Genomic DNA, 15459 nt, shown 5'->3' on the forward strand with positions numbered 1-15459 from the left:
TCAGGTGTTAGCAAGGGGCATGACCGCACCCCAGAGCGCGTACGACGCCGTCATCGTCGGCGGCGGACACAACGGCCTCGTCGCCGCCGCCTACCTCGCCCGGGCCGGACGCCGGGTCCTCGTCCTCGAACGGCTCGACCACACCGGCGGGGCCGCCGTCTCCACCCGGCCCTTCCCCGGCGTGGACGTCCGGCTGTCCCGCTACTCGTACCTCGTCTCGCTCCTCCCGGAGAAGATCGTCCGCGACCTCGGGCTGCGCTTCGCCGTGCGGAAGCGGTCCGTCTCCTCCTACACCCCGTACGGCGACTCCGGGCTGCTCGTCGGCGGCGACCGGGAGCGCACCCGGGCCTCCTTCGCCGCGCTCACCGGCTCCGACCGCGAGTACGAGGCCTGGGAGGCCTTCTACGGGCGGACGGCCCGCGCCGCGCGCCGGATCTTCCCCACCTTCACCGAGCCGCTGCCGAGCCGGGACGCGCTGCGTGCCCGGGTGGACGACGACGAGACCTGGGACATGCTCTTCGAGCAACCCATCGGAGTGGCGGTCGAGAAGCACTTCGCCGACGACCTGGTCCGCGGGGTCGTCCTCACCGACGCGCTGATCGGCACCTTCGCCGACGCCCACGACCCCTCACTGCTCCAGAACCGCTGCTTCCTCTACCACGTCATCGGCGGCGGCACCGGCGACTGGGACGTCCCCGTGGGCGGCATGGGCGCCCTCACCGACGCCCTCGCCGACGCGGCCCGGGCCGCCGGCGCGACGATCCTCACCGACCACGAGGTCACCCGGATCGAGACCGACGGCACCCGGGCCGAGGTCGCCTACCGCACCGCCGACGGCGAGGGCGTCGTCGCGGCGGAGCACGTCCTGGTCAACGCCTCCCCGCAGGCTCTCGCCGCCCTCCTCGGCGAGCCGGCCCCGACGCCGGCGGAGGGCGCCCAGCTGAAGGTCAACATGGTCCTCACGCGGCTGCCGCGGCTCCGCGACCGTGCCGTCGACCCGCGCGAGGCCTTCTCCGGCACCTTCCACATCGCCGAGGGATACGGGCAGTTGGCCACCGCCTACGCCGAGGCCGCGGCCGGCCGGCTGCCCGCCGCCCCGCCCTCCGAGATCTACTGCCACACCCTCACCGACCCGAGCATCCTCGGCCCGGAGGCCGCCGCCCGTGGCTACCAGACGCTCACCCTCTTCGGTCTGCACGCCCCCGCCCGCCTCTTCGCCGCCGATCCCGACGGCGCCCGCGACGCCCTCCTGAAGGCCACCCTCGACCAGCTCGACGCCCGCCTCGACGAGCCGATCGCCGACTGCCTCGCCCTCGACGCCGACGGGCGGCCCTGCGTCGAGGCGAAGACCCCGCTCGACCTCGAACGCGAGCTGCGGCTCCCCGGCGGCCACATCTTCCACCGCGACCTCTCCTTCCCCTACGGGGACGGCCCGGGGGACCGCTGGGGCGTCGAGACCGCCCACCCCAACGTGCTGCTGTGCGGCGCGGGCGCCGTGCGGGGCGGCGGGGTGAGCGGCGTACCCGGTCACAATGCGGCCATGTCGGTACTGCGCGGCACCGCGGGTTGACGCCGGCGGCGCCCCCGCCAGCGGCGTGAAGCTGATCTGCGAGGGCGGTTAAGAAAACCTCGATGGACCGCGGGCCCGACGTACGGGAGATTTCTTCCAGGGATCTTGGGCGCTTCGCCGCGCCCGGACCCGGAACATCACAGGACACGTACGTCGGGAGCCGTGACATTGAAGGCGCTGGTCAAGCAGAAGGCGGAGCCGGGACTCTGGCTCACGGACGTGCCCATGCCCGAGGCGGGCCCCGGTGACGTCCTGATCAAGGTCAAGCGGACCGGTATCTGCGGCACCGACCTGCACATCCGTTCCTGGGACGGCTGGGCGCAGAAGACCATCACGACCCCGCTGACCGTCGGCCACGAGTTCGTCGGCGAGGTCGTCGAGACCGGCCGCGACGTCGCGGACATCCAGGTCGGCGACCTGGTCAGCGGCGAGGGACACCTGGTCTGCGGCAAGTGCCGCAACTGTCTGGCCGGCCGCCGCCACCTGTGCCGCGCCACCGTCGGCCTCGGCGTCGGCCGCGACGGCGCCTTCGCCGAGTACGTCGTGCTGCCCGCGGCCAACGTGTGGGTGCACCGGGTCCCGGTCGACCTCGACGTCGCCGCGATCTTCGACCCCTTCGGCAACGCCGTGCACACCGCGCTCTCCTTCCCGCTGGTCGGCGAGGACGTCCTGGTCACCGGCGCCGGTCCGATCGGCATCATGGCCGCGGCCGTCGCCAAGCACGCCGGCGCCCGCCACGTCGTCATCACCGACGTCAGCGAGGAGCGCCTGGAGCTCGCCCGCAAGACGGGCGTCTCGCTCGCCCTGAACGTCGCCGAGCAGAGCATCGCCGACGGCCAGCGCACCCTCGGCCTCAAGGAGGGCTTCGACGTCGGCCTGGAGATGTCCGGCAACCCGCGCGCGATGCGCGACATGGTCGCCAACATGACCAACGGCGGCAAGATCGCCATGCTCGGCCTGCCGAGCGAGGACTTCTCGGTCGACTGGGCGAAGATCGTCACGTCGATGATCACCATCAAGGGCATCTACGGCCGCGAGATGTTCGAGACCTGGTACGCGATGTCGGTGCTCCTGGAGGGCGGCCTCGACCTCGCCCCGGTCATCACCGGCCGCTACGACTACCGCGACTTCGACGCCGCCTTCGACGACGCCGCGTCCGGCAAGGGCGGCAAGATCATCCTCGACTGGACCGCCTGATCCCCCCGGATCGTCCGAACGAACTTCAGGAGCTGCACCCACATGTTCGATTCCGTACGCGACGGCATCCGCGCCACCCTCGAAGAGATCCAGCAGGCCGGCCTCCACAAGCCGGAGCGGGTCATCGGCACCCCCCAGTCCGCGACCGTCGAGGTCACCGCGGGCGGCCGCCCCGGCGAGGTGCTGAACTTCTGCGCCAACAACTACCTGGGCCTCGCCGACCACCCCGAGGTCGTCGCCGCCGCCCACGAGGCCCTGGACCGCTGGGGCTACGGCATGGCGTCCGTCCGCTTCATCTGCGGCACCCAGGAGGTCCACAAGGAGCTCGAGGCGCGCCTGTCGCACTTCCTCGGCCAGGAGGACACGATCCTCTACTCCTCCTGCTTCGATGCCAACGGCGGTGTCTTCGAGACCCTCCTCGGCCCCGAGGACGCGGTCATCTCCGACGCCCTCAACCACGCCTCCATCATCGACGGCATCCGCCTCTCCAAGGCCCGCCGCTTCCGCTACGCCAACCGCGACATGGCCGACCTGGAGCAGCAGCTCAAGGAGGCCACCGAGGGCGGCGCCCGGCGCAAGCTGATCGTCACCGACGGTGTCTTCTCCATGGACGGCTACGTCGCGCCGCTCGACGAGATCTGCGACCTCGCCGAGCGCCACGACGCCATGGTCATGGTCGACGACTCGCACGCCGTCGGCTTCGTCGGCCCCGGCGGCCGCGGCACCCCCGAGCTGCACGGCGTCATGGACCGCGTCGACATCATCACCGGCACCCTCGGCAAGGCCCTCGGCGGCGCCTCCGGCGGCTACGTCGCCGCCCGCGCCGAGATCGTCGCCCTGCTGCGCCAGCGCTCCCGCCCGTACCTGTTCTCCAACACCCTCGCCCCGGTCATCGCCGCCGCCTCCCTCAAGGTCCTCGACCTCCTGGAGTCGGCCGGCGACCTGCGCGAGCGGCTCAACGCCAACACGGCGCTCTTCCGCTCCCGCATGACCGAGGAGGGCTTCGACATCCTCCCCGGCGACCACGCCATCGCCCCCGTCATGATCGGCGACGCCGCCGAGGCCGGACGGATGGCCGAGCTGCTCCTGGAGCGCGGCGTGTACGTGATCGGCTTCTCGTACCCGGTCGTCCCGCAGGGGCAGGCGCGCATCCGCGTGCAGCTGTCGGCCGCCCACTCCGCGGACGACGTCAACCGCGCCGTGGACGCGTTCGTCGACGCGCGGGCCGCCCTGCGAGACTAGGGACATGATCGAAGCGCGGCGGCTGCACATTCTCCGGGCGGTGGCCGACCACCGCACCGTCACGGCGGCGGCCGCCGCGCTCTATCTCACCCCCTCCGCCGTCTCCCAGCAGCTCGCCGCCCTGGAGCAGGAGACCGGCCACCGCCTCGTGGAACGCAACGCCCGGGGCGCCCGGCTCACCCCGGCCGGAGAGATCCTGCTGAGCCACGCCAACGCCGTCCTCGCCCAGCTGGAGCGCGCCGAGGCCGAGCTCGCGGCGTACGGCTCGGGAGAGGCCGGCACCGTCACGGTGGCCGCCTTCGCCACCGGCATCGGCCTCGTCGTCGCCCCCGCCATCGGCTCGCTCGCCCGCACCGTCCCCGGCATCCGGGTCCGGGTCCGCGACGCCGAGGGCGACGAGAGCCTGCTCATGGTCCTGGACCGGCAGGTCGACGTGGCGGTCGCCGTCGAGTACCGGGGCGCACCCGGCGAGGACGACGCCCGGCTCACCCGCGTACCGCTCTACGCGGAGCCCTTCGACGCCGTCCTGCCGCCCGACCACGGGCTCGCGGCGGTGGAGCGGATCGCTCTCGCCGACCTCGCCAAGGACTCCTGGATCGGCCAGTCCGCCGGCAACCCCTGCCATGACGTGACCGTCCTCGCCTGCGAGTACGCGGGCTTCGCGCCGATCATGGAACACATCTCCGACGACTTCCGCGCCGTCGTCGCCCTCGCCGCGGCCGGCGCGGGCGTGGCCCTGGTGCCCCGCTCCGCCCTGCGCGGCACGGACCTCACCGGTGTCGTCGTGCGGCCGGTCGACGGCGTCGCCCCGACCCGCCGCGTCTTCGCGGCGGTACGCCGCGGGGCGGAGGACCACCCGCTGATCCGCCCGGTCCTGGAAGCGCTACGGGAGGCGGCGGGCCCTTAGGTCGACAGGGCCCAGGTGTGCTGTCCGGAAGGTCCCGCCTGGCTCGCGACGCCGTCCGGCGGATGATGGAAGGGTGCCGCTCCAGCCGAGGAGGCCGATCATGCCCGTCACCGAAGGCACCGTGCCGCACCTCGGGCATCGCACCTGGTACCGGATCGTCGGCACGCGACGCCCCGGGGCGAAGCCGCCGCTGCTGGTCGTCAACGGTGGCCCCGGCTGCCCGCACGACTATCTCGACGACCTCGCCGCCCTGGCCCAGGAGACCGGCCGGGCCCTGGTCTTCTACGACCAGCTGGGGTGCGGCAGGTCCGACCACCCCGACGACCCCGCGCTCTGGACCCTCGACACCTTCGTGGCGGAGCTGGCCGCGGTTCGCGAGGCCCTCGGGCTCGACCCCGTCCATCTGCTCGGCCATTCCTGGGGCAGTCAGCTCGCCCTGGAGTACGCGTTCACCCGCCCCCACGGCCTGCTGAGCCTCGTCCTCGCCGGTCCCATCGCCAGCGCTCCCGCCTACCAGGCCGAGACGCGGCGCCTGAAGGAGACCCTGCCCGAGGACGTACGCGCCGTCCTGGACCGCCACGAAGCCGCCGGCACCACCGACGACCCCGAGTACGACGAGGCCACCATGGCCTTCTACGCGCGCTGGCTCTGCCGCCTCGACCCGTGGCCGGCGCACGTGATGCGGGCCTTCACCAACATCAGCCGGGACGTGTACGAGACGCTGTGGGGCGGCACCGAGTGGCAGCTCACGGGCACTTTGAGGGACTGGGAGGTCACCGGCCGGCTGGGCGAGATCGACGTGCCGGTGCTGCTCACGTCGGGTCGCCACGACGTGGCGACGCCCGACCTGGTGCGACCGCTGGCCGAGGGCATCCCGGACGCCACCTGGACGCTGTTCGAGCGGAGTGCGCACCTGCCCTCGGCCGAGGAGCCCGAGCGCTACCGGCAGGTGGTCGGTGCCTTCCTGGCGGACGTCGAGGCGCGGGCCCCGACCGTCGCCCGTGCCGCCTGACGCCGCCGCTCAGTCCGCCGAGGCCGTCCAGCCCACCGCCAGAACGCGTGCCCCGTCCGCCGGGCGGGCCTCGTCGAACAAGGGGCGCCCCGCGGCGTCGAGGACCCGGAGCGCGTCGACGTAGACCCCGCGGCCCACGTGGCGCCGGTCCGTCGTGCAGCGCCAGCGCAGTAGGACCGGGGCCGTCGACCAGGCGGCCAGGTCGGCGGCGAGCCCGTACCACGTGCGCCCCGACCAGCCGCCGACCGCCCCGCTCGGATGCTCCTCGGGGCGTGGCGGGCCGGCCTCGTTCGCCAGGGTGGTGAAGGGCACCGGCGCCCAGTGCGCGCCGCCGTCCGTCGAGGCCTCCAGGAAGACCTGGTCGGCGCCGGGTTCGGTGTCCCACCACAGGGCGCACGTGAAGCGGGCGGCGCCCCGTACCTCCGGCAGGGTGAGCGTGGCGGTCGTGCCGTTCGCCATGCCGGAGAACCATGCGGTACGGCCCCGGGCCGGGCGCACGGGAACGGCGCGGGCGAGGGCGTTCGCGGTGGCGACCCGGGGCGCGGAGCCGGAGCGCAGGCTCCGCACGGGGTGGACCGAGTTGCCGAGCACGACCAGGAACGTGTCGGTCGTCGGGTCGAGGACCAGGCTGGTGCCGGTGAAGCCGGTGTGTCCCGCCGTGTGCGGGGTGGCCATCGCGCCCATGTACCAGTGCTGGTGGAGCTCGAAGCCGAGGCCGTGCGCGTCACCGGGGAACGCGGTGTTGAAGTCGGTGAACATGAGCTCGACCGAGCCGGGGGAGAGGATCCGCGCGTCGCCGTACGCGCCGCCGTTGAGCAGGGTGCGGGCGAGGACGGCGAGGTCCCAGGCGCGGGAGAAGATCCCGGCGTGGCCGGCCACGCCGCCCATGGCGTAGGCGTTCTCGTCGTGCACCTCGCCCCGCACCATGCCGCGGTCGAGGCCGGACCAGGGTGGGCGGGCGTCCTCCGTGGCGGCGATGTCCGGCCGCCAGGAGGGCGGCGGATTGAAGCGTGTGCGGTGCATCCCGAGCGGAGCGGTGATCTCGGTTCGGAGCAGCTCGTCCAGCGGGCGAGCGGTGATCTCCTCCAGGATCAGCTGCAGCGTGATCAGGTTGAGGTCGGAATAGCGGTAGACCGTGCCGGGCGGGTCGGCGAGCGGCTCGTTCCAGAGCAGCCGCAGCCGTCCCTCCCGCGTCGGCTCCTTGTACAGCGGGAGCCAGGCAGGGAACCCCGAGGTGTGGGTGAGGAGCTGACGGACCGTGACGTCCTTCTTGCCGACACCGCCGAAATCCGGCAGATACGCCGTGACCCGCTCCTCGAGCGCCAGCGTCCCCCGCTCGATCTGCTGCACCGCCAGGACAGCCGTGAAGAGCTTCGAGACCGACGCCAGGTCGAAGACCGTGTCCTCCCGCATCGGGATCCGCTCGCCCACCGGGAGTTCGACGCCGGTGCCGGTCTTCTCGTCGTACGCCGCGTAGCGCACGGCCATGCCGATCGGCCGGTGCAGCGCGACCGTGTCGCCACGTCCGGCGAGCAGCACCGCACCCGCGTACCAGGGGTGCGCCGGAGACGGGCGCAGGAAGGACTCGGCCTCGGCGACGAGCCGGTCCAGATGCTCCGGCAGCAGCCCGGCCCGTTCGGCGGAGCCGCGCCGCAGCGTGGGCCGCCGGGCGCCGCCGGGGCCGGGGCGCCCGCCCCCGGGGCCCGGGTCGGGGGCGGCCGCGGCGCCCGGCACCGTACCGATCATCAGCGCACCTCCCAGGGCGAGGAGCCCGCCGCCGAACGTCCGGCGGCTCGGGCCCCGGCCCCTGAACCTCGTCGTCTCCGTCACGCCCACCCTCTCCCACGGCGCTCCCCGTCGCGAAACAATCTGACACTGCATCAGAAAATCTCTTCCCTCGGCACACCGGCTGCGGCACCATGCCGCCCATGAAGACGGAGCTGAGTCGGAAACTGGGGATCGAGCACGCCATCTTCGGCTTCACGCCCTTCCCCGCGGTGGCCGCCGCCATCACCAGAGCCGGCGGATTCGGCGTCCTCGGCGCGGTCCGCTACACCGCCCCGGACGACCTCGCGCGCGACCTCGACTGGATGCAGGAGCACACCGACGGGCTGCCGTACGGCCTCGACGTCGTCATGCCCGCGAAGAAGGTCGAGGGCGTGACCGAGGCCGACGTCGAGGCGATGATCCCCGAGGAGCACCGCGAGTTCGTGCGCGCCACCCTCGCCAAGCACGGCGTCCCCGAACTCGCCGAGGGCGAGGCCTCCGGCTGGCGGATCACCGGCTGGATGGAGCAGGTCGCCCGCGGCCAGCTCGACGTCGCCTTCGACTACCCCATCAAGCTGCTGGCCAACGCCCTCGGCTCGCCGCCCGCCGACGTCGTCGCCCGCGCCCACGACCACGGCGTCCTCGTCGCCGCCCTGGCCGGCAGCGCCCGGCACGCCCGGCACCACGCCGAGGCCGGCATCGACATCGTCGTCGCCCAGGGCTACGAGGCCGGCGGGCACACCGGCGAGATCGCCTCCATGGTCCTCACGCCCGAGGTCGTCGAGGCCGTCTCCCCGCTGCCCGTACTCGCCGCCGGAGGGATCGGCAGCGGCGAGCAGATCGCCGCCGGACTCGCCCTCGGCGCCCAGGGCGTGTGGCTCGGCTCGCTCTGGCTCACCACCACCGAGGCCGAGCTGCACTCCCGTGCCCTGACCGAGAAGCTCCTCGCCGCCGGATCCGGCGACACCGTCCGCTCCCGCGCCCTGACCGGCAAGCCCGCCCGTCAGCTGCGCACCGAGTGGACCGACGCCTGGGACGACCCGGCCGGGCCCGGTCCGCTGCCGATGCCGCTGCAGGGACTGCTCGTCGCCGAGGCCGTCTCCCGGATCCAGAAGTACGAGGTCACGCCGCTGCTCGGCACCCCGGTCGGCCAGATCGTCGGCCGGATGAACTCCGAGCGCAGTGTCCAGCAGGTCTTCGACGAGCTCACCCGCGGCTTCGAGAGGGCCGTCGACCGGATCAACCGCATCGCCGGAAGGAGCGCGTCGTGACGGAGGGTCCCAACGGATTCTGGGCGCAGGCCACCGCCGACCCGGACCGTACCGTGATCACCGCTCCGGACGGAGAGCAGTGGTCCGCCGGCCGTCTCCACGCGGCCGTCAACCAACTCGTCCACGGCCTGCGCGCGGCCGGCCTGGAGCGCGGCGACGCCTTCGCCGTCGTGCTTCCCAACGGCATCGAGTTCTTCACCGCCTACCTCGCCGCCGCCCAGGCCGGGTTCTACCTGGTGCCCGTCAACCACCACCTCGTCGGCCCCGAGATCGCCTGGATCGTCGCCGACTCCGGCGCCAAGGTCCTCGTCGCGCACGAACGTTTCGCCGAGGCCGCCGTCGCCGCCGCCGACGAGGCCGGACTGCCGCCCGGCCGTCGCTACGCCGTCGGTGCGGTCCCCGGCTTCCGCCCGTACGCCGAACTCCTCGACGGACAGCCCGCCTCCGCGCCCGGGGACCGCACCCTCGGCTGGGTCATGAACTACACCTCCGGCACCACCGGCCGCCCCCGCGGCATCCGCCGCCCGCTGCCCGGCAAGCCCCCCGAGGAGACCTATCTCGGCGGCTTCCTCGGCATCTTCGGCATCAGGCCCTTCGACGGCAACGTCCATCTGGTCTGCTCGCCGCTCTACCACACGGCCGTGCTCCAGTTCGCGGGCGCGGCCCTGCACATCGGCCACCCGGTCGTCCTCATGGACAAGTGGACGCCGGAGGAGATGCTGCGGCTCATCGACACCCACCGGTGCACCCACACCCACATGGTGCCCACCCAGTTCCACCGCCTCCTCGCCCTTCCCGAGGAGGTCCGGAACCGCTACGACGTCTCCTCGATGCGCCACGCCATCCACGGCGCCGCGCCCTGCCCCGACCACGTCAAGCGGGCCATGATCGAGTGGTGGGGGACCTGCGTCGAGGAGTACTACGCGGCGAGCGAGGGCGGCGGCGCCTTCGCCACCGCCGAGGACTGGCTCAAGAAGCCCGGCACCGTGGGCCGCGCCTGGCCCATCAGCGAGCTCGCCGTCTTCGACGACGACGGCGAGCGGCTGCCGCCCGGACAGCTCGGCACCGTCTACATGAAGATGAGCACCGGCGGCTTCCGCTATCACAAGGACGAGGCCAAGACCGCGTCGAACCGCATCGGCGACTTCTTCACCGTCGGCGACCTCGGCGTCCTCGACGAGGACGGCTACCTCTTCCTCCGCGACCGCAAGATCGACATGATCATCTCCGGCGGCGTCAACATCTACCCCGCCGAGATCGAGGCCGCCCTCCTCGCGCACCCCGCGGTCGCCGACGCCGCCGCCTTCGGCATCCCGCACACGGACTGGGGTGAGGAGGTCAAGGCCGTGGTGGAAGCCGCCGAGGGGCACACCCCCGGCCCCGAGCTCGCCGCCGCCATCCTGGCCCACTGCGCGTCCCGCCTCGCCGGCTACAAGCGCCCGAAGTCCGTCGACTTCATCACCCACATGCCCCGCGACCCCAACGGCAAGCTCTACAAGCGCCGCCTGCGCGACCCCTACTGGGAGGGGCACGCACGTCCGCTGTGACGGCCGCCGCGCCGAGCAGGCCCCATGGCGGTGCTCGCGGGACCGCGGGCGATACAACAGGGCACGCCCTCTTGTCAGTTGGGCCCGAAGCTTTCGAGAATGAGCATGACAATCGAAGGATCTTCGGTTGCACCGTCATTCAGAGGGGAACCCCCACATGAAGAAGCCTCTCGTCGGCGCGCTGCTCGCCCTGCTCCTGACAGGAGCGGCAGCGGCCCCGGCCCTGGCGTCCGCACCCCAGGACACGGTCGCGCAGGCCCCGGCGGCTCCCGCGCCCCGAAGCCAGGCCACGGCGGCCCTCGCCGTCGACTTCGCCGGAACGGTCGCGCTCAGCAACTGTTCCGGATCGGTCGTCCGCACGCCCAGCTCCCTGCCGACCGACCCCGCGCTCGTCCTCTCCAACGGACACTGCCTGGAGACCGGCTTCCCGGGGCCCGGTGAGGTCGTCAAGGACAAGCGGTCCAGCCGCTCGTTCTCGCTGCTCAACTCGGCCGGCACCAAGGTCGCGACGCTGCGCGCCAGCAAGATCGCGTACGGCACGATGACCGACACGGACATCTCGATCTACCAGCTGACCACGACCTACGGGCAGATCCAGAGCCAGTACGGCATCAGCGCGCTGACCCTCAACGACGCCCACCCGGTGCAGGGTTCGTCGATCAAGGTGGTCTCCGGGTACTGGAAGCGGATCTACAGCTGCGCCGTCGACGGATTCGTCTACCGCCTCAAGGAGGGTGACTGGACCTGGAAGGACTCGGTCCGCTACACCTCGACCTGCAACACCATCGGCGGCACCTCCGGCTCGCCGGTCATCGACACGACCACCGGCCGGGTCGTCGCCGTCAACAACACGGGCAACGAGAGCGGTGAGAGCTGCACCGTGAACAACCCGTGCGAGGTCGACGAGAACGGCACCGTGACCGTCCGCCAGGGCATCAACTACGCCCAGCAGACGTACACGATCGTCCCGTGCGTCGGTCCGAAGAGCGTGATCGACCTGAACCGCGCCGGGTGCACGCTGCCGAAGCCCTGACGTCACCCCGCACCGCCCGACGTCCCTCGGCATCGCCTGACCTCATCGCCTGACGTCACCCCGCACCGCCCGACGTCACCCGGCTCAGCCAGGCACCGCCCCGCGCCGCCAGGGACCGCCTCCCGCCCGTCCGGCCCCGGTATCTCCGGAGCCGGGCGGGCGTTGCGCTGCTGAGTGCCGGTCAGCTCCGCACGGATCCGCACGGTCCGCGCAGGTCCGCGCAGGTCCGCGCGGTATGCGGCGAACGGAAGGCATTCCTCCCTGTTGTGGCAGGATTCAGGGCATGAGTTCGAGTACGGCAGGACTGACACGCCAGTGGACCACCTGGGGGCCGGTCGTCGCGGCCGTGGGCCTCGCCCTCGGCTGGGGGCGCGACCTACCGGGTTTCGCGGTCGGGCTCATCGCGGTGTGCCTGTTCGCCGCCGTGCTCGCCGCGGTCCACCACGCCGAGGTCGTCGCCCACCGGGTCGGCGAACCGTACGGCTCCCTCGTGCTCGCCGTCGCCGTCACCGTCATCGAGGTCGGACTCATCGTCACCTTGATGGCCGGAGGCGGGGAGAAGACCGCCACCTACGCCCGCGACACCGTCTTCGCCGCCGTCATGATCACCTGCAACGGCATCGTGGGCCTCTCCCTGCTCGTGGCCGCGCTGCGCAACCGGGTCGCCGTCTTCAACGCCGAGGGCTCCGGTGGCGCGCTCGCCACCGTCTGCACCCTCGCGACCATGACCTTGGTGCTGCCGACCTTCACCACGAGCCACCCCGGCCCCGAGTTCTCCTCCGCGCAGCTGACCTTCGCCGCCGTCGCCTCGCTCTGTCTCTACGGGGTGTTCGTCGCCGTCCAGACCGTCCGCCACCGCGACTACTTCCTGCCCGTGCCACGGCCCGCCCAGGACGACCAGGACCGTAGGGACACGGAGGACGCCCACGCGGAGCCGCCCACGGCCCGCGAGACCTGGTTCAGCCTCGGCCTGCTCGTGGTCGCCCTCGTCGCCGTCGTCGGCAACGCCAAGCTCGTCTCGCCCACCATCGAGGACGGCGTCCAGTCCGCCGGCCTGCCGAAGGCCGTCGTCGGTGTCGTGATCGCCCTCATGGTGCTGCTCCCCGAGACCCTGGCCGCCGTGCGGGCGGCCCGCCGGGACCGGATGCAGACCAGCATGAACCTGGCCTACGGGTCCGCCATCGCCAGCATCGGGCTCACGATCCCCGCGATCGCGCTCGCCTCGATCTGGCTCGACGGCCCCCTGGTCCTCGGCCTGGGCGCCCTCCACATGGTGCTGCTCGTGCTCACGGCCGTGGTGAGCGCCCTGACCGTGGTGCCCGGACGGGCCACGCTCCTCCAGGGCGGCGTCCATCTGTCGATCTTCGCCGCCTTCGTGTTCCTGTCGTTCAGCCCTTGACGACCACGATCCTCAGACCGGGCGAGCGCATGATGTCCTTCTCGCAGAAGCGGGAGGTCACCCAGCGCTCGCCCGAGAACAGCCGTGTCTGGTCGCTGTAGTGCGGCGAGCCGGGATCCGAGGACTGGGAGTACGTCAGGAGCGTGCGGGCCACCGGGCAGCGGCCGCCGTCCCAGCCCACCGCCTGGACGTGGCTCGTGCCGTGCGCGACCTCGGTGTAGCCACCGCCCGCCGGATTCCACACGGGCTCCGCCTTGTTCCACACGCCCAGCGCCTCCGTGCCCCCGCTCACCGGGATGCGCGCCCCGTTCCGTACCACGAACTGGTGCTGCCCGAGCGGCGCGTCGAGCGCGATCCCGGCCGCCCGCAGCTCCGCCACGGCGTCCTTCAGGGCCTTGGCGAAGGCGGGGGAGCCCGTGTTGAGGGTGTGCGGGGTACGCACCGGGTCGGCGGCCGAGAACGGCACCAGCCACTGCTCGGCGGGCGGCGCCGAGGCCGTGAACCTGCGCCAGAAGCGGTCGAAGAGCAGCGCGCCCCGGCTGTCCGTGTTCACCGTCCGGTCCCAGGCGCCGATCACCCGGCAGGCCTCCGGATCGTCGGCGAGCACGCCCGCGCACGCCTTCGCGGCGTCCGCCGCCGCCAGGTCGCCGGCCGGCGCCCGGTTGGCGAACTGCTGGCGCTGCAGGTCGGCCACGGTGAGAGCGCCGCGCCCGGCCATCGCCGCGACGTCCTCGACGCCGCCGCGGGTGCGCAGCGAGCGCGGGGTGCCGACGGTGCCGAAGACGCGCTCGTAGCCGGTGATCGGGCGGTCGGCGTTGGCCAGCCAGGCGCTGTCGTTGGAGTTCTCCACGTACGGGGCGTCCCGCAGCACCGGCATCCGCGAGGGCCCGAAGACCCCCGGCTGCACGGCGTCCGGGTCGGAGCCGAGCGCGCAGTCGCCGCGCGAGCCGTCGAGCACCGCGATGCCCGCGGCCGGGTAGGTGGCGCGGCCGAGCGGGGTGGAGCAGCGCCGGGCCAGCTCGTCGGTGATCCGGGGGAGCACCTGCGCCTGGGTGAAGAGCGTGTGCCCGGCCGCGTCGGCGGCGACGGTGTTCACCCACGGCAGCCCCTGGGTGCGGGCCAGCGCGTCCGCCATGTCCTGGACGGAGCGGGACTTCGCGAAGCCGAGGGCGGTGTCGGAGGCGCGGAGGTTGGCGGCGTTCGGGTCGTTGAGCGCGAAGGCCGTCGTCGCCGTCCACGGCAGCGGCAGGGAGGCGCCGAGCCCCGTGACGACCGGTCCGTACCGGGTCCACCACTGGGTACGGGCGACCGGGGCGCCGTCCTTGACCGCGACGGTCACCGTGCGCGGGGTCATCCTCTCCGGCGTGCCGTCCACGAGGTACGCAGTGGGGTCGGCCGGGTCGAGCGCGAGCTGGTGCAGGTTGAGCGGGACGCCGGTGGCGACGGTGTGGCTCCAGGCGACCTTGTCGTTGAAGCCGATGTTGACGACGGTGGTGCCGAGCAGGGAGGCGCCGGAGACGTCGAGCTCTCCGGGGATGGTCTGCTGCGACTGCCAGAAGCGGCGGCCGCCCTGCCAGGGGTAGTGCGGATTGCCGAGCAGCAGCCCGCGCCCGTTCGCCGTGGTGGCGCCGTGGAAGGCGACCGCGTTGGAGCCCATCGTCGCGTTCTCGGCGGCGAACAGCTCACGGGCCGCCTCGGCCGTACGGAGCGGGTCGGGGACCTCCGCCGCCGAGGAGGGCCCCGGCGCCGAAGGAGCTCCGGAAGCCGGGTGGGACCCCGCGGCGGAGGGCGCCACCGGCGCCGCCGGCCCGGCGGGCGGCCGGGCCGCCGTGATGCCGTCCACGCCCCGGCCCTGGCCGCCGAGCACGGAGACCGCCCAGCCGCGCCGCGCCACGTCGAGCGCGGTGACGGGGCGGACCCAGTCCGCCCCCGCGCAGGCGGGATCCGTGACGCGGTTCCTCCGCAGCCAGGCGTTGTAGCCGGCCGCCCAGCCGCGCATGAGGTCCTTGAGCTGCCGGCTCGGCCCGGCCGGGGCGGGCGTGGCGAGCAGCGCCTCGACCGTCCCCGCGTCCTTCACCCCGCGGAAGAACAGGTCGCTGGAGAGGTTCTTCGTCGCCGACGACAGGGAGCCGTCCGGCGCGGCGTCGGCTCCGAAGTACCGGGAGCGCTCGCCGTTCACGGTCAGGAAGCCGTCGGCCAGGACGCAGACCTGGTCCGCCGCCTGGGCCCAGCCGGTGCCGAAGCCGAGGCCCGCGTAGTCCCCGGCGACGATGTGCGGAATGCCGTACTCGGTGTACCGGATGACCGCCGAGAGGCCACGGTCCGACGGGTGGTGGGCGCGGTCCCCCGCGTCGGCGACGGCCGCGGCCGGCAGTGAGGCGATGACGACGGCGAGGGCGGCGCCGACCGGCGCGAGGCGTCTCGACCGGGCCGGGAACAGGGTGCGGAAGTGCAACGTGCCTCCCAACGAGCTTGCGTGCAAAGCGGGTTGGGCCATCCAGGCAGCTAAGCGTT

General features: G+C 73.0%; 11 protein-coding genes. 9 read left to right on the forward strand and 2 right to left on the reverse strand.

Annotation, left to right across the window (positions count from 1 at the left end):
- Positions 1 to 19: 19 nt before the first annotated feature.
- From ACIGXE_RS16730 to ACIGXE_RS16750, 5 genes are all read left to right on the forward strand, one after another.
- The gene (locus ACIGXE_RS16730; protein ID WP_399747897.1) at positions 20 to 1570 is read left to right on the forward strand and encodes a phytoene desaturase family protein; all 1551 of its coding nucleotides are present in this window, start codon (positions 20 to 22) and stop codon (positions 1568 to 1570) included.
- A 168-nt stretch (positions 1571 to 1738) separates the two neighbouring features.
- A complete protein-coding gene (gene tdh / locus ACIGXE_RS16735) occupies positions 1739 to 2767 on the forward strand; it encodes an L-threonine 3-dehydrogenase (protein ID WP_399748488.1) in 1029 nt (342 codons plus the stop codon).
- Between the two features lie 42 nt (positions 2768 to 2809).
- Positions 2810 to 4009: a glycine C-acetyltransferase gene (locus ACIGXE_RS16740; protein ID WP_399747899.1), complete on the forward strand. Its 1200-nt coding sequence runs from the start codon at positions 2810 to 2812 to the stop codon at positions 4007 to 4009.
- A gap of 4 nt (positions 4010 to 4013) precedes the next feature.
- Positions 4014 to 4916 (forward strand): LysR family transcriptional regulator, encoded by a 903-nt coding sequence (locus ACIGXE_RS16745; protein ID WP_399747901.1) that lies wholly within the window; start codon positions 4014 to 4016, stop codon positions 4914 to 4916.
- A gap of 100 nt (positions 4917 to 5016) precedes the next feature.
- Positions 5017 to 5928 carry a proline iminopeptidase-family hydrolase gene (locus ACIGXE_RS16750; protein ID WP_399747903.1) on the forward strand — a complete coding sequence of 304 codons (912 nt, stop codon included), beginning with the start codon at positions 5017 to 5019 and terminating at the stop codon, positions 5926 to 5928.
- Between the two features lie 9 nt (positions 5929 to 5937).
- On the opposite strand, the gene ACIGXE_RS16755 is transcribed toward ACIGXE_RS16750, so the two are convergent.
- A complete protein-coding gene (locus ACIGXE_RS16755) occupies positions 5938 to 7674 on the reverse strand; it encodes a serine hydrolase (protein WP_399748490.1) in 1737 nt (578 codons plus the stop codon).
- Between the two features lie 182 nt (positions 7675 to 7856).
- On the opposite strand from ACIGXE_RS16755, the gene ACIGXE_RS16760 reads away from it, so the two are divergent.
- The 4 genes from ACIGXE_RS16760 to ACIGXE_RS16775 all read left to right on the forward strand — a co-directional run bounded on the left by ACIGXE_RS16760 (position 7857) and on the right by ACIGXE_RS16775 (position 12945).
- Positions 7857 to 8966 (forward strand): NAD(P)H-dependent flavin oxidoreductase, encoded by a 1110-nt coding sequence (locus ACIGXE_RS16760; RefSeq protein WP_399747904.1) that lies wholly within the window; start codon positions 7857 to 7859, stop codon positions 8964 to 8966.
- Positions 8963 to 10513: an acyl-CoA synthetase gene (locus ACIGXE_RS16765; RefSeq protein WP_399747906.1), complete on the forward strand. Its 1551-nt coding sequence runs from the start codon at positions 8963 to 8965 to the stop codon at positions 10511 to 10513. Before ACIGXE_RS16760 ends, ACIGXE_RS16765 begins: the two co-directional genes overlap by 4 nt.
- Positions 10514 to 10670: 157 nt before the next feature.
- Positions 10671 to 11546 carry a serine protease gene (locus ACIGXE_RS16770; RefSeq protein WP_399747908.1) on the forward strand — a complete coding sequence of 292 codons (876 nt, stop codon included), beginning with the start codon at positions 10671 to 10673 and terminating at the stop codon, positions 11544 to 11546.
- Between the two features lie 283 nt (positions 11547 to 11829).
- On the forward strand, positions 11830 to 12945 hold the full coding sequence (locus tag ACIGXE_RS16775; protein ID WP_399747910.1) for a calcium:proton antiporter: 1116 nt from the start codon (positions 11830 to 11832) through the stop codon (positions 12943 to 12945).
- Here ACIGXE_RS16775 and ACIGXE_RS16780 read toward each other — a convergent pair.
- Positions 12935 to 15400, reverse strand: coding sequence for a penicillin acylase family protein (locus ACIGXE_RS16780; RefSeq protein WP_399747911.1), 2466 nt, complete (start codon positions 15398 to 15400; stop codon positions 12935 to 12937). The genes ACIGXE_RS16775 and ACIGXE_RS16780 overlap by 11 nt on opposite strands.
- Positions 15401 to 15459 lie beyond the last annotated feature (59 nt).

It is taken from the genome of Streptomyces sp. NPDC053431 (assembly GCF_044544925.1).
GTDB lineage: Bacteria > Actinomycetota > Actinomycetes > Streptomycetales > Streptomycetaceae > Streptomyces.

Bases quoted from the DNA above. Each gene is read 5' to 3' on its own strand.
- ACIGXE_RS16755 (WP_399748490.1), bottom strand. From the start codon at position 7,674: ATGATCGGTACGGTGCCGGGCGCCGCGGCCGCCCCCGACCCGGGCCCC.
- ACIGXE_RS16760 (WP_399747904.1), top strand. From the start codon at position 7,857: ATGAAGACGGAGCTGAGTCGGAAACTGGGGATCGAGCACGCCATCTTC.
- ACIGXE_RS16745 (WP_399747901.1), top strand. From the start codon at position 4,014: ATGATCGAAGCGCGGCGGCTGCACATTCTCCGGGCGGTGGCCGACCAC.
- ACIGXE_RS16730 (WP_399747897.1), top strand. From the start codon at position 20: ATGACCGCACCCCAGAGCGCGTACGACGCCGTCATCGTCGGCGGCGGA.
- ACIGXE_RS16740 (WP_399747899.1), top strand. From the start codon at position 2,810: ATGTTCGATTCCGTACGCGACGGCATCCGCGCCACCCTCGAAGAGATC.
- ACIGXE_RS16770 (WP_399747908.1), top strand. From the start codon at position 10,671: ATGAAGAAGCCTCTCGTCGGCGCGCTGCTCGCCCTGCTCCTGACAGGA.
- ACIGXE_RS16775 (WP_399747910.1), top strand. From the start codon at position 11,830: ATGAGTTCGAGTACGGCAGGACTGACACGCCAGTGGACCACCTGGGGG.
- ACIGXE_RS16750 (WP_399747903.1), top strand. From the start codon at position 5,017: ATGCCCGTCACCGAAGGCACCGTGCCGCACCTCGGGCATCGCACCTGG.